Source organism: Acetobacterium wieringae (genome assembly GCF_026646375.1).
Taxonomy (GTDB): domain Bacteria; phylum Bacillota; class Clostridia; order Eubacteriales; family Eubacteriaceae; genus Acetobacterium; species Acetobacterium wieringae_A.
In genome coordinates this window covers 180211-195262 of sequence record NZ_JAIPPU010000003.1, presented here as the reverse complement: position 1 = coordinate 195262, position 15052 = coordinate 180211, and the positions used below count along the sequence as shown (strand labels likewise).

8 protein-coding genes are annotated in these 15052 nt (G+C 52.5%); 5 read left to right on the top strand and 3 right to left on the bottom strand.

Going from position 1 to position 15052, the window contains the following annotated elements:
• Positions 1-33: 33 nt before the first annotated feature.
• Positions 34-1089, bottom strand: a complete 1056-nt coding sequence (locus Q7P33_RS04300) for a DUF3089 domain-containing protein (protein WP_303867640.1) — start codon at positions 1087-1089, stop codon at positions 34-36.
• A gap of 561 nt (positions 1090-1650) precedes the next feature.
• On the opposite strand from Q7P33_RS04300, the gene Q7P33_RS04295 reads away from it, so the two are divergent.
• Positions 1651-5739 (top strand): leucine-rich repeat protein, encoded by a 4089-nt coding sequence (locus Q7P33_RS04295; protein ID WP_303867637.1) that lies wholly within the window; start codon positions 1651-1653, stop codon positions 5737-5739.
• A 113-nt stretch (positions 5740-5852) separates the two neighbouring features.
• Here the strand turns inward: Q7P33_RS04295 and Q7P33_RS04290 are convergent, their stop codons facing one another.
• Positions 5853-7109 carry a DUF3298 domain-containing protein gene (locus Q7P33_RS04290; protein WP_303867635.1) on the bottom strand — a complete coding sequence of 419 codons (1257 nt, stop codon included), beginning with the start codon at positions 7107-7109 and terminating at the stop codon, positions 5853-5855.
• Between the two features lie 196 nt (positions 7110-7305).
• Positions 7306-9477, bottom strand: coding sequence for a lectin like domain-containing protein (locus Q7P33_RS04285; RefSeq protein ID WP_303867632.1), 2172 nt, complete (start codon positions 9475-9477; stop codon positions 7306-7308).
• Between the two features lie 565 nt (positions 9478-10042).
• On the opposite strand from Q7P33_RS04285, the gene Q7P33_RS04280 reads away from it, so the two are divergent.
• The 4 genes from Q7P33_RS04280 to radC all read left to right on the top strand — a co-directional run bounded on the left by Q7P33_RS04280 (position 10043) and on the right by radC (position 15030).
• The gene (locus Q7P33_RS04280; RefSeq protein WP_303867630.1) at positions 10043-12697 is read left to right on the top strand and encodes a methyl-accepting chemotaxis protein; all 2655 of its coding nucleotides are present in this window, start codon (positions 10043-10045) and stop codon (positions 12695-12697) included.
• Between the two features lie 234 nt (positions 12698-12931).
• Complete coding sequence (locus tag Q7P33_RS04275; RefSeq protein WP_303867628.1) at positions 12932-13558, top strand: hypothetical protein; 627 nt, start codon at positions 12932-12934, stop codon at positions 13556-13558.
• 169 nt (positions 13559-13727) lie between these two features.
• Complete coding sequence (locus Q7P33_RS04270) at positions 13728-14171, top strand: Hsp20/alpha crystallin family protein (RefSeq protein WP_303867626.1); 444 nt, start codon at positions 13728-13730, stop codon at positions 14169-14171.
• Between the two features lie 172 nt (positions 14172-14343).
• Positions 14344-15030: a DNA repair protein RadC gene (gene radC, locus Q7P33_RS04265; protein ID WP_303867624.1), complete on the top strand. Its 687-nt coding sequence runs from the start codon at positions 14344-14346 to the stop codon at positions 15028-15030.
• Positions 15031-15052: the final 22 nt, after the last annotated feature.

The window sequence follows — 15052 nt, the reverse complement described above, 5'->3', positions numbered from 1 at the left end:
TTTAAATGGGCGGTTTTTTTATTGGGTATTTTGCTATTTCTGGTGGGCTTTTAAGTAGTTGGCGACCCGTTCTTCGGCGTTGGCCTGGATATTGTAGTAATAGAAGGGGTAGTCGTAGCTGTGGAAGACGCCTTTGCCAAAGGCGGCACTGCCGGGGGCGTAGGTGTCCACATCGACGGTGCTGCAAATCAGTGCGCCTTTTTCGATATTGACCTGGGCATCGGCAAGGTTCATCACTTTGACATTGCTGCCATCGGGATTTTTAGCCACGGTACCATCGGCATTGATCTGCAGTGAACCAAGGTTGGCACTGGCTGGTGCCAGGGTTTCATCGGTCGTCCAGGTTAGCGGGTTGATGACATGCGCGGTGGGCAGCACCACAAAATCGGTGCCTTCAATGGTGGGGGCCTGGGTATTGTAGGAAATGATCACCCCGGTATCCCCGGATCCGGTAGCAAACGTAAGGTTGGGATTATCAGCCAGATAGTCATCGGTGATGGAATAGCCAATAATATAGGCTGCCACCATCTGCTTCTGAGCCTCGGGATGCGCTTTCATATAGTCTGACAGCAGATAGATCATCACATTGGAGCCCTGGGAATGGCTGGCCAGAATAAAGGGGCGGCCGTTATTGTAGTGCTCCATGTAGTAGTCAAAGGCGGCGGTGGCATCGGTTAAGGTGGTCCCTTTTAAGACATCCTGCTGTTCGTCATAGGACATGTTGGCGGTGGCGGACGCATCGAACTGCCGATAATAGGGGGCATAGATATTGGCCGATGTTTCAAAAGCGGTGGCCTGACGGGCATAGGCCAGATTGGAATTGGTGATCATAACCGGATCATCAATGGTGCTGATAATTGGGGCATCGGCATTAGCTCTGGCCCAGGCAGTGGGGTAGAGATAGAAAACATCGACATCCTTATCAAGCGCGGTGGGTAGGGCAAGCCAGTGAGCGCTGTCACTGTAGTCGGTGGGGACAATGGCATCCGACGTTTCGGTCTGGGGGGCTTTGTCCTGGGCAGCGGTGCAACCGCAAAGAATCAGGGCCAGCAGAGAAACCACCAGGGGAATCCATTTTTTTCTTTTCATGAGGTGCTCCTTCAATAAATTTGGTTTAGCTAACTGCAAAACTGCTCTGAGCTTTGTGCCCAGTTTCGCACGAAACAATTGTTACACTGTACGGCGGACAGTTCTCTGAACTGTTCGCCTACACGTTACACAATTGTTTTCGTGAAGGCAACGAGCCAATCACAAGCTTGCTTGTAGTTGGCGACTGCCCGCGAACAATAAGAAATTCGCATTGCGATTTCTTATTGTTGTGGAAACTGCTCCCAAAGCAACGATTGTTCGATGTTTGTTCATTTCGCAATTACCTGGAAATTTGGTTGTACAGGTTATTTGATCTCGGGGCGGGTAAGGCTTGAATCGGCTGGTTTAAAGGCCCGCAATTGAGCCTTTTTCACACGGTTGTTGTGATGCTTCCAGTATAACAGAATCTGCCAAATTGGTACAGTGGCTTCGGGTCGGATTGGCAGGAAGAATTAAAAAAAATACGCCATTTGAACAGAAATATACGCCTTTTTGAGAATCGACTCTGTGATATGATTAAACCATTAATGGATTCGATGTTAAAAAAATGGAGAAAAGAAAATGAAGAAGAAATTCGTATACTGGTGTGCCTGCTGGGCATTGATTTTTATTGTGGTGCCGCTGTCGGCCGCAGCGGCGGAACAGCCAGTGGGGGTCGCCTACCGGGGACACATTCAGGATCGGGGGGACTATCCGCTTGACGGCAGCTGGGTGGACAGCCCTGAGATCATTGGCACGGTCGGTCAAAGCAAGCGGATTGAGGGGTTTGAGATTAAACTCACAGGCGAGACGGCCGATACGATGGAGCTGCGTTATAATGTCCATGTTCAGAATAGGGGCTGGCTCTATGACGAAAATGACCCGACGGACTGGCCTCGGGATGGGGCCTATGCCGGGACCCGGGGGGAAAGCCTGCGGATTGAAGCAGTTAAAATTGTGCTGACTGACAGCGCCGGAAAACCGGTGCCGGGGTATAGTGTCGAGTACCGGGGCCATGTTCAAAACGTTGGTGATCAGCCCCAGGCGGCCGACTGTTGGCTGGCTGATGGTGCCCAGCTGGGGACCGTGGGAAGCTCGCTGCGCCTCGAAGCCCTGCTGGTGAAGGTGGTTAAGAATAATGCCGATCTGACGGCTTACAACGCTCTGGTGGCAAAGATTGCCAAGCTCAATGAAGATGATTTTACAGCCGAGTCATGGGGAGCTTTGCAAACAGCCATAACAGAACATGTTGTTACTGCCAACTTGCCGCAGATAGAGGTGGATGCGGCCGTAGCGGCGATCCAGGCGGCTTATGAGGGACTGAAAAACGAACCGACGGTCTATGCTAAAACGGGTACCTATGGCCCAGCTTCCGGTTCCCAGACCATTAATGGCGATGTGACGGTAGATGGCGATGGGGTGATCCTTCAGAATCTGGTCATCACCGGGGATCTGTTAATCAGTGAGGCGGTTGGCAACGGCACCGTGACTCTGAACAATGTGACGGTGGATGGAGATACCCTGGTTCGGGGCGGCGGTGCCAACAGTATACATATTAATGGTGGCAGCTATAGTCGCATTGTGATGGAAAAAACCGCCAGCGGAGCGGTGCGGATTGTGGCGAAGGACGTGGATGGTCTAGATGTGGTGATAGCCGAAGATGCCACTGGTGAGACGATTATCTTGGAAGGTGCTTTTGATAGCGTGGAAGTTAACGCGCCCAACATGACTGTGACCACCCAGGGCAATACCACCACTATTGGCAAAATGACGGTAGGAGAAGCAGGGGCGGGCAGTACCGTGACCGTGAATCCCGGTACCACGGTTAGTGATCTGGTGCTTGATGGCAAAGCTGCCGTCAAAGGTCAGGGTACGGTGGTCAAGGCCGAAGTCAATGCCGACGGTGCGGTTTTTGATAAGAAACCGGGCAGTTACACGGTGGAGCCGGGGGTTGTGATTCCGCCGGTCTTCCCCACGCCGGACAATGGCGGCGGCAGTGGCGGGGGGTATACCCCGCCAGGGCCGGTGGCGGTGACCGGGGTCAGTCTCGATAAAACCGCCAGCACTTTGGCGGTTAATGATGTGGACACCCTAGCTGCGACGGTGGCACCGGCAGCGGCCAGCAATAAAGCACTAAGCTGGTCATCCAGCGATGAGACCATTGCGACGGTTAATAGCAGCGGCAAGGTCACGGCGCTGAGCGAGGGCCAGGCGACGATCACCGTGACCACTCAGGACGGCCATAAAAGTGCCACCTGTGTGGTTACGGTTAAAGACCTGCAACAGACCATTGCCGGTATCACGGTACCCTTTGCCGGAGAATCCCCGGTGACGGCGATCACCGCAACCAGCCAATTTAGTGGCACGGTCAGCTGGCAGAAAAAAGATGGCAGCAACCTGACCCCACTGGCGGTGGGCGAGAAGTTTGTTGGCACCAGCAGCTATCTGGCCACCATTAATTTGACCATGAAAGCGCCCTATAGTGCTGCGGATATCCCGGCTAACTTCTTTGCCGTAGCTGGGGCAACTGCCACCAATGACGCCGGGTCGCTGGTGATCACAGCTGAATTTTTACCGACTGATCAATACAAAACAACTGAGCTGGGGGTAATTACCGCCTATTCCGGCCCCGGCGGAAACGTTACGGTACCGGAGACGGTCAATGGTATTGCGGTCACCGGGATTGGCGCCAATGCCTTTAAAGGCCAAACCAACGTGACATCGGTGTCAATTCCCCAAACGGTGACTAGCATCGGGAACGGTGCATTTATGGAGTGTTCCAACATGACAAGTCTGACTTTTGCGGGAACCTCACAATTGACGGCCATTGGCGACAAAGCCTTTCAGGGCTGTCAAAAACTGGAAAGTGTCAGTCTCCCTGCTAGTGTAAAGACGATCGGGGCATCCGGATTTTTGCAGTGTCTAGCTCTGAAAGATTTAAATTTGGGGAGCGTTGAGATCATTGGGGCAAACGCCTTTTATGAATGCACAAAATTGGTTAATTTAACCATTCCCAATACCGTGGCTAGCATTGGAAGCCAGGCGTTTAGAGCGTGTACGAGCCTGAAGACGGTGCACTTTATCGGTGGCAGCAATCCCCAGTACCTGTTTGGATATACATTTTCGGGGTGTACAGCTCTGGAAACCGTGACCTTTGAAGACAACTCTAAAGCTACTTTTCCTTACTGGGGGATTTTTGCAGGCTGTGGCAAGCTGACCAGCGTGACCCTGCCGCCGGGACTGACTAAGATTCCTAGTTTTACCTTTGAAAGCTGTACGGCCCTGACCAGTCTGACGATTCCGGCAACGGTCACCACCATCGAGGTAGATGCCTTTGCCAACTGCCCGGCGAATCTGGTGCTGCGGTTTGATGGCAATGCCCCGAGTTCGGTTTTCAGCCCTTTCTTCTCCCCCGGGACGACTTTTGCCTACTGGGATGGTAAAACTGGCTTTACAGGGGATCCCTGGGAAAATAGCGCTTTTCATTTAGTGCTGCGCAATGCCAGCCTGTCACAGACCGCTGTGACCATCAATTCGGCCAGCTTCAGTTTTGACGCCCAGACCGATGCGACGGCGGTGGAACTGCAGCAGAAAACCGTCGGTGGCGACTGGACGCCAGCAACGACGGCGCCCCTTAATGAGAGCTCCGATGCGGCCACAGCCACCGGGCTAACCCCCAACACCAGCTATGATTTCCGGTTGTTGATCACCGGCGGCGATAACCCTGGGCCGTCAATAGTGGTCAATCTGAATACCCTTGTGGCGGTGACGGGCATCACCTTGAATAAACCGAGCCTGGAACTGAGTGCAAACGGCAGTGAGACCTTAACGGCGACCGTGGAACCGGCCGATGCTGCCAACCGGAACCTGAATTGGACGACCAGTAATACAGCTGTGGCCACGGTGAATACCGACACCGGTGAGGTGACAGCCGTAGGTGCCGGCGCCGCAACGATTACCGCCACTGCCGCCGATGGCGGTGGTGCAGACGCTTTCTGCACGGTAACGGTATTGCCCTATAAAACCAGCGGAACAACAGAATTAACCATTACTGAATATGGGGGGAGTGCAACGACTGTTTCGATCCCCGAGACCATTGGCGGGAACCCGGTGGTGGCGATTGGTAAAGAGGCATTTTACAATAATAAAACCCTGACCGAAGTGACCATCCCTGCTACTGTTACCAGGATTGGCGTAGGGGCTTTTCATAATTGTAATAATTTGATAACCGTTCATTTTTCCGACGGTTCACAGTTAATCGGCATTGATTTAGATGGTTTTTCCGAATGCCCGCTAACCAGCCTGACGCTGCCGAGTCAGTTAAGAGTCATCAGTAATTACAGCTTCTATAATAACTGCTTAAGTGGCAGTCTGACGATTCCGGCGACGGTAACCTATATCGGTGAAAATGCCTTTGAAGGAAAAATGAAGGATTCAACCCATCTGTCAAGCCTGGAAACCCTGACCATTCAGAGCAGCGACGGTGTAATTATTCGGCCATTAGCCTTTAAAAACCAGCCCCTGACCACCATAACCCTGCCTACCGGGGCGGGAATTTATGGGGATGCCACAACCATGGGAACCAATGGCACCGGATTTCTGTTAGCATATCTATTAAATGATGCCGGCACCTATACGTATAATTCAGGAACAGCGACTTGGTCTAAATAGTAATCAAAAATCCCCCCGCCCCTGCTATTTGCTGGGACGGAGGGTACCATGGCGGCCGTTGGCCGCTATTTTTATACAGATTTTTGGTTAAACGAAAACCGGGCGGACTCCGTTTAAATCAGGGTTTCCACATCCACTACCAGATCGGTGCGGGTGTAGGGGATTTGCAGCTCGACCCGGCCGAGGGCGCCGGGGGCGACCTCGTAGGGGTTAAAGAAAACGCAAACCCCGGTGGTGGTGAGATAGTAGGGAGAGTTGGCCCCCAGCTTGCTGGCAATGGCGGTGAGGTCAATGTCGCTGTAGTTGGGGTCGCTGTTTTTCAGCTGCTGGAATTCGGCGGTCAGCTTGGCGCTGATCTGGCTATCGGGGATCACCAGCACATCGCCAAGGGTCAGTTCATCGCCGGTTTTGGTGCCAAAGCTGTGGGCGGTGAGCTCGCTGTTGCCATGGGCGCCGCCGTTATAGCGGTACTGTTCCTGGGTTACCGAGATGATGTTGTTGTTATTGTAGGTTATTGCTGCGGTGACATTGTTTTCGTATTTGCCGATGAGGTTCTGGCGGAAGCTGGGGTCGGTGGTGTAGGACTGGACAAAGCTCATGTAGTCGGCGTTGTTGGCCTGCACCCAGCTGTTTTCCAGGGCTTCATAAAAGACGTCCAGTTTCATCTGCACCAGGCTGTTGTCGTAAAAAACCGGCCGTTCGTAGCGGGAGCCGTAAACCCAACGCAGGGTATCGATGTCATAATAGTTCTGATCCTGGGTTTTTGCAATGCCCATGTTGTAGACACTGACAAAGGGTCGCAGGGTCGAGCCGGGAGCCGCCCCGTTTTTGGCAACGATCACAATTTGAATCGCTTCCAGCCGGTAGCTGAGCCCGGCGGAACCGGCACTGTCGCCGTTTTTCGCCCAACCCAGCCAGCCCAGATTTTGGGCGTGAACCCGGTAATAAATATCAAAGAGATTGGCATCGTTGCCGCTTAAAAAGATCCGGATTGCTTCAAGTCGCAGCGATTGACCGGAGGTGCCACTGGTTTCACCATTGTATTTGAGTTCCTGCCAGCCGATATTCTGGACGTGGGTCTGGTATGCGACCCCCAGATCGTAGCCCTGATCATTTAGGGTTATCTCGATGGCCTCCAGCCGCAGCGACTGGCCCGAGGTACCACTGGTCTGGCCGGCACTTTTCCAGTCCTGCCAGCCGATGTTCTGGACATGGGTGCGATAGGTGGCGGTGGGCAGCAGCGTAGCGGTGTCGATGGTTTCAGCCGGGATCGGTTCTGTTGCCGCTAGAATGCTCTGAGGCAGAGCCAGGATCAATAGCATCAGAAAAGCCAGCAGCATGCCCGGGAGTCGGTCGAATTTATTTTTCATTTTATTTACCTCACTTTCATTGGTTTGTCTTGATACTACAAACTTCAAAAAACTAACCCAGTACCACAATTGTATATCATGTTGTGACCTAGGTGTCAGACTCTACGCATCGCAGCGAACAACAGATTAACAAGGGTCTGACCCCTTGGTCATTGGTCGGTACGGTATTGTGCATCAAATTCAGCCCGGTCAGTGCTCAATTAGCTACCGCATAAGCCGGTTGCCCGGCGGCGTCAACGCTAAAGTAGGTGCCCTTGGGCACGACCTCGATCTGAATTGCTTCGAGGCGGTAGCCGTAGCCGGAGGTGCCGGCCATTTCGCCGTTCTTACCCCAGCCCATCCAGCCGAAATTCTGGCAATGTACCCGGTAATAGACATCAAACTGGTTGGCATCATTGCCAACGAGCTGGATCTCAATGGCTTCCAGCCGCAGACCCATGCCGGAGGTGCCGCTGACCTCGCCGTTATAGCGCCAGGGTGCCCAACCAATGTTCTGGATATGGGTATGATAGGCAATGCCAAGGTCGTAGCCGGATTGGATCAGCTGCATCTGAATCGCTTCGAGGCGGTAACCGTAGCCGGAGGTACCGGAGACTTCGCCATTTTTGCAGTCATACTGCCAGCCGATATTCTGAATATGGGTGCGATAGTAGACATCTACTCCGGTGGTTTGGGCACTTTTAACGGTAATCGTGTAGCTGGTGGTTTTGCCCCCGATGGTGATCGTCAGGGTTTTGGTACCGGCGCTGGCGGAATCAAAGCCGCTGACATTGGTGGCGGTGACCGTTTCGGTGCGGGTGGAGCCATCGCTGTAGCTGCCGGTGACCACCAGACCGGAAAGATCGAGGGACTCGCCAATCTGATAGACCAGCTTGGTGGCCGGGTTGGTAATGGCAATGCTTGTCAGGGTGATGGCACTCTGGCCGCCGGTAAAGGCCTTGATGCAGACATTGTTGCCATCTTTGGCGCCAGTGTCATACCAGCTGCTGTTAAGGTCATAGCCGATAAAGCTTTCGCCGGCATTGGCGCTGGCCCTGCTGGTATAATTGGAAATGACGGTTTCCATCGGAATCGGCGAACTGGCCTGGGGACTTGTGTACTTGATGACCACTGCAAATTTCTGATTGGCGGTCAGTCCCACCGGGGTGTTGAGATCAACGGTGTAATAGCCTTCATGGGCAAAAGTGGCAGTCTGGGTGGTTCGCAGCTGACCGCTGCTGGGGTTGTCGGCCGAAACGTCGGTATAGATCCGGATTTCGGCGGTGGTATTGGGGCCGGCTGAATAGGTGGAAATGGCGGTCAGGTTTTCACTGGCGGCGGCGGTAAAGATATTGGCCCCCCAGGCTGACCCGTCGGGGGTGTTGTAGCCCTGGGATGCCGTCCTGCCCAGGGGATCATACTGGTAGATGCGGTTGTAGTTGGTGGTGGCTTCGGCATTGTTAAAGGCGGTTAAAGCGTGGGTGGCGTAGGTGTCGTAGTAGGAGAGGTAGAAAAAGCCATCATCACCCCAATCGCTACCCCAGCTGTTTTTGATAATCCAGGCGCCGTTTCCCGGTGGTGGGGTGGCAAAATTGCTGCGGTCGTAGTTGTCATCCCAGCCGACCACCAGCACGGCGTGATCGGTGCTGGCTGAACCGTTGTAGTAGAGGGCTGAGGTGTTTTGGTTAAAGTAATACGGGTTGTCAATGGCACCGGCGTAAAGGGCGGTAAACACAGCGCCGCCATCCATCAGTGCCTGCTTGAGTGCGGCGTCGGATTCCGGCAGGAACTCGGCCTGCTGGATGTGATAAACAGGTGTCAGACCGGTTTTTTGGCCGGTGGGGTAGGGGTCGCTGCTTTCACTGACGGGGCCGTTCCAGCGGGCCATGTAGGCCAGCGACATGCTGGCATTACCGCCGCTTTCGGGGCCGTTGTCAAAGCCGTGATTCCAGCGGATGTTGTTTTCGGACAGATCGGCGGTAACCGTCGGCCGCAGCGTCGATTCCAGCGAACCGAGGCTGGCAAAGGTCCAACAGACGCCTAAGGTACCCTGATGCTTAACAGCAGTGAGGCGGCCGGTTAAGCGCAGATCATAGCTGGCCGGGAAGCTGGCGGTGTCGATGCTGTCGGTGGTGACCGTTTCGGCCCGGTTAAGCGGTTCGGGAATATAGCCCAGACCATAACCGGTGGCGGTAGTGGTGGGAATCGATCCGGCTTCCAGATCAGACAGATACTGGACAAATTCAGGGTTTGCGGGGGCTTGGGTGAGGGTGGGGGGATCATCTGCCCAGACACCGGGCGAGACGATCAAAAAACTGGCCAGACCAATGAGGAATACGGTCAAAGCGTGCTTGACCCGCCGTTTCATTTTGATCATCCTTTCTTTCATACACGATCAGGTTGGGTCATTGCAAAACTGCCGTGAGCGTTGCGATCAGTTTCTCGCGAAACACTTTCTACACGGTACGTTGTACAGTTCTTAAAACTGTTCGCCTACACGTTACGAAAGCGTTTGTGGAGACTGTACCCAAAGCAGCCAGTGTTTAGTGTTTTTCATTTCACAATGTCCAAACAATCAGGTGTGAATGAATCGGGCATGGCAACGAAGGATTACGTGGTGTATTGAAGGATTGTTATTAGTGATATACCACCTTTCTGGGGTTTTATTCTTGCTCGCAACAAAAACGTGGGGTATCGTTATGGTAAATATTTGTCTTTATTTTGTACAAAGCAAGCCAGTACAGGCAGGATTTCTGGAAATTTCAGTTAAAATTTACAGTAATATTTTGTTGTTTAAGGATAGATATTTGCGCTGAGAAGGGATATAATATAGATTGTAGAAAATTTAACAAATGTAGACCTTATACTTGCTTAAGCGATCCGGAATGACCGCATGAATAGATCAAAAAAATTTTCCAGGGCACAGCAAAGGATTACATGGAAAGGGATTATGTATGAACGAAAAACAAAAACCAATGATTCATCCGGTGACCGATGCCGATGCCGGACCGGTAACGGTGGCGCAGCCAGTTGCAGCTCATCGCAAATCGCGGATATCCACCAAGCTGCTGTTATTGACAACCGCCTTGATTGGTCTGGCGGTGCTAGTGCTGGCGATGCTGGCCATTAATCTGGGGGCATCGGCTTTAACCGATCCAGCCACAACCGATGTACAGGTTACGATTGCCAATCTACGCAATCAGATTTTATTAAGTGCCCTCGTTATTATTTTAATTGGCGGAGCCTGCGCCTATGTGATAGCACACACGTTTTGCAGACCGATTACCCGAGTCAAAGAAGTGGCCGATCAGGTGGCGCTGGGAAAGGTTGAGTTGGATTTAGAAATTACCGCCCATGATGAACTGGGTGATTTAATGAAGACTTTTGAAACCATCATTCAAAACAATAAAGACCTGGCAGAAACCGCCAAACGAATGGCTCAGGGCGATTTTGGCGTGGAAATCATCCCCCGTTCAGCCGATGATGTGCTGGCATCGTCGATGATTGCGGTCCGCCAGGAAATGAATCGGGTTCACGATGCCATCGTAAAATTTGGGCATGCCGCCACCGACGGTCAATTGAACTACCGGGGCAATACCAATGAGTATGCGGGTGGCTATAAAGATATGATTATTTCTTTGAATAATGTCATCAACACCTTTGTTAAACCGCTCAAGGTTGCCAATAAGGCGATTGAACGGATCGGCAACGGGGTGATTCCACCGAAAATCACCACCGAATACAAAGGTGATTTCAACGATCTTAAACGTAATATCAACGCCTGCATTGACGGACTGGGAGCCTTGACCGAAACCGGTGATGTCATTTCGCGCCTGTGCCTCAATGATTTTTCAGCCCGGGTTGAAGGCAACTATTTAGGCATCTATGGTGATCTGGCGATATCGGTCAATGAGATCCACGATAAGCTCAACCATATTCATGCCATTGTTAACAATGTCGCCAATGGGAATATGCGGGACTACGATGAGCTGGTAGCCACCGGAAAACTTTGTGATGCGGATGCGTTTATACCCAGTCTGATTCAGATGATTGAAAATATCCATGCCCTGGTCAGAGAAGCCGATCAGATGACCCAACTGGCAATTGCCGGCGATCTTGATCATCGTGGTGATCCCGCCAAGTTCTGTGGTGATTATGCCAAGGTCATTGCCGGCTTCAATCAGACCCTGGATGCCGTGATCGAACCGATCCAGGCGACTGCGGAAGCCTTGGATGAACTGTCAAAAGGAAATCTGAGCTTTACCATGACTGGCGAGTATCAAGGGCAGCATGGCAAAATTAAAGAAAACATGAACCGGACCATCAACTTCTTAAAAAATTATGTGGCGGACATTACCGAATTGCTGCAGCTGATCGGTGAGGGCGATCTGTCCCAGGAAATCCGGGCTTATTATCATGGCGACTTTAATGCCGCCAAGCTGGTCATCAATAGTATTACCACCAGTTTAAGCGGATTTATGAAGGAAATTGATGATTCCGCCGAACAGGTTAATGCTGGTGCCATCCAAATATCGGATGGCGGTCAGGCCTTAGCCCAGGGCACCACCGAACAGGCCAGTTCGATTCAGGAACTCACCGCGTCGATTGAAGAAGTGGCGGCGGAAACCAAACGCAACGCCAAAAATGCCAACGAAGCCAACCAGCGGGCCCAGGAGGTGCGCAACAATGCCGAAGTGGGGAATTCGCAAATGGCCAAAATGGTATCGGCCATGGTCGAAATCAACGAATCCTCCAAAAATATTTCCAAGATTATCAAGGTGATCGATGATATTGCCTTCCAGACCAATATTCTGGCCCTCAATGCGGCAGTCGAGGCCGCCCGGGCCGGACAGCATGGCAAAGGTTTTGCGGTCGTGGCCGAAGAAGTCCGAACACTGGCGGCCCGCAGTGCAGAAGCGGCTAAGCAAACCACCGGTCTGATTGAAGGCTCCATCGACAAGGTAGCGGCGGGCACCAGGATTGCCGATGAAACCGCCGAAAGTCTGGTTGAAATTCTCAATGAAATTGAAAAAGTGACAGGTTTGGTTGGCAACATTGCCCGGGCCTCCAATGATCAGGCCTCCGAGATTGCCCAGATTACCAAAGGCATCGAGCAGGTCTCCGTTGTTGTCCAAAGCAACTCGGCTACTGCCGAAGAAAGTGCCGCATCGGCTGAAGAGCTTTCCGGCCAGGCTGAAATACTTAAACAAATGATCAGTAGCTTTAAACTTAAGAGCATCAAACAAACCAGTACCGAGGACGATAACAAGGCACTGCTGTTACTGGCTGAAATGGCCAAGCAGGCGCCGGTCATCACCATGAACTGGCAAGTCCAGGTGGACACGATTGCTGCTGAAGTGGTCCCAATGGGGTATCAGGATATCGCAGTCATGGATCTGGGCGGTCATGCCAAGTACATCAACGGTGGTGGCGAGTTTGATGCCTGGGGTGAATTCTGGTATGAGGCGGGCTTCAAGGGCGAAACGGCCATTTCAGAAGAGACGATCAGTAAGGTCACCAACGAAGCGGTTATCTTTGATGTTGCGCCGATTAAACAAAGTGGCCAGGTTGTCGGTCTGCTGGTGGGCCGACGGGCTCCTCAGCAATAGCCATCCGCTTGATCAAAAGACTCGCAATCAACAGTCAAACCGCCTGGAGGCAAGAAAAATGCTTGTCTCCGGGCGGCTTTTTTTAGTGCTAGGCGATGTTGGTTGATTAAAATACCGGGGTGGGGGTATCAATAGAGGCAACCGAAAGATTTGTCGGTTGTTGTGAAACAGGGCCCACTGGCCCGAACCGTTTCGCAATGAACCCGGTTACTTTTTAAAAAGGGGGAACTGTTGATGCGATCCTTAAAATACGAAATGGTGCTGCTGGGGGCCACCCTGATATTGGGGGGGCTGCTGCTTGGTGGCTGCAGTACCGCTACGACCGCCACCAATAATCCGACTAAAATACCAGAACCCACCGTCACCACTACGGTTAATCCGGCCAATGCGGCGGCAGCTCAAGCTGCCATGAAATTTTATCTGGCAGTGGCCCTGGATCTGCCCCGGGCCCAGCTTGAAGCGATGCTGGCGGTGCCCGGGGAAGTCCAGGCCGATGGGCAAGTGGCCTATCGGGATCCGATAAACGGCTATGGGGTTCTGATCCGCTTTGGCGAAGACGATGCCGTTTTTGCCAAACAGCTTTTACCGGCGGGCCGATCCCCGGAACTGGCCGCACTCAACCCCTTTCCGGTGACCGACAAACAGGCTTATCGGATGGCCGTCGGAATGCCCTTCTACGAGGTTCAGGATGTGATGGGCAGTGATGGCATTGAAGTCAGCCTAAGCAAACCGGAAGCCGGCAGTACCAAGCAGGTTACCGGGTTGGGCTGGTTCAACCCCGATGGCTCCTATGCGGTTGTTTATCTTAACCTGCCCCAGGGTCTGGTGGTCGGGTCGGAATTTGTGGCTGGCCCGGTCTAGGGGGCGGCGACCAGATTCAGCCCCGGTTTTGTCAGTGACGACACAAGCTTCCGGCGGGATGGTAAAAAATTTGACGCAGTCGTTTATTCGTCTGGTCAATGGGTATACAAAGAACGAAACAGGTCACTCCGGGCGGAGTGATCAAACAAATTAAAGGAGGCGTTTTTTAATGTTTGGAATTACACCGTTTAAGAAAAATGAGGTAGCCCAGACCGGCGATGTCGTGGATTTTTACAACCTGGTTGACAACTTTTTCAACGACCGGCAATTTCCCATGATGAGCTTGAAAAATGACACTTTTAAAGTCGACGTAAAAGAAAACGACACGGAATTCATGGTCGATGCGGAAGTCCCCGGCTATGAAAAAGGTGACATTCATATCTGCTATGACAATGAAAACCTGATGATTCAGGTTGAGAAAAAAGAAGAAAAGGAAGAAAAAGGTGAAAAATATATTCACCGGGAACGATCCTTTTCCTCCATGCAGCGGGGCATCTATCTCCCCAATGTGTTGGAAGATCAGATCAAAGCCAGCTTTGAAAATGGGGTGCTAAAAATCACCGCCCCCAAAGGCCAGGCTCCCGAAAGCAAAAAAGAAATCCCGATCGAATAAGAAGGGGATAAAATAGTAGGGCATTAAAAGGCGGCTCCTAGGGGGCTGCTTTTTTTTGCGCTTCACAAAAATTGCCATCAGGCCAATTTTATGTTTGCATCCGAGGGTAGATGGCTTATAATGAAAGCAATGCACACCAACGGCAAACGGTGCATCAGGAAAGGGAGACGCTATGGATAAAAAGCCTAAAAACCCCCATCAGGGTCACCGCCAGCGGCTTAAAGCCCGGGTGATCAGCGAAGGAATCGACAATTTTGAGGACCATCAGATTCTGGAGCTGCTGCTGTTTTACGCCATCCCGATGAAGGACACCAATGCCCTGGCCCATCGGCTGATCGGCCATTATGGCTCGCTGGCCGGGGTTTTTGACGCCGATCCCCGGGATCTCTGCGCGTTGGTTGGGGTCACCGAAAACACCGCTCTGCTACTGAGCCTAATCCCGGCGCTGGCCCGCCGCTACCAGCAGGGCAAGCTGGCACCCAAGGCGGTGCTTGGCAGTACCACCGCCGCTGGCGAATATGTCGTGTCGTTATTTACCGGGCGGCTTAACGAGGCCTTCTATGTGATCTGTCTGGATAGTCAGAACAAGGTCAACCAGGCAAGCCTGCTTCACGAGGGCACCATCAACGAAGCCCCGGTTTACCCCCGGCTGATTGTCGAAACGGCGCTACGGCATCAGGCCGCCAGCATCATCCTGGCTCACAATCATCCCGGCGGCAGCCAGCGGCCCTCTCAAGCCGATCTTGATGTCACCCGGAGGATCAGGCAGGCCACCGAGGCCATTGCCATTCCGGTGGTGGATCATATCATTGTAGCCGGGGATGGCTATTACAGTTTTGCCGAGAACCGGGTCTTGTGAGGGGCCGATCAAAAAAGCACCA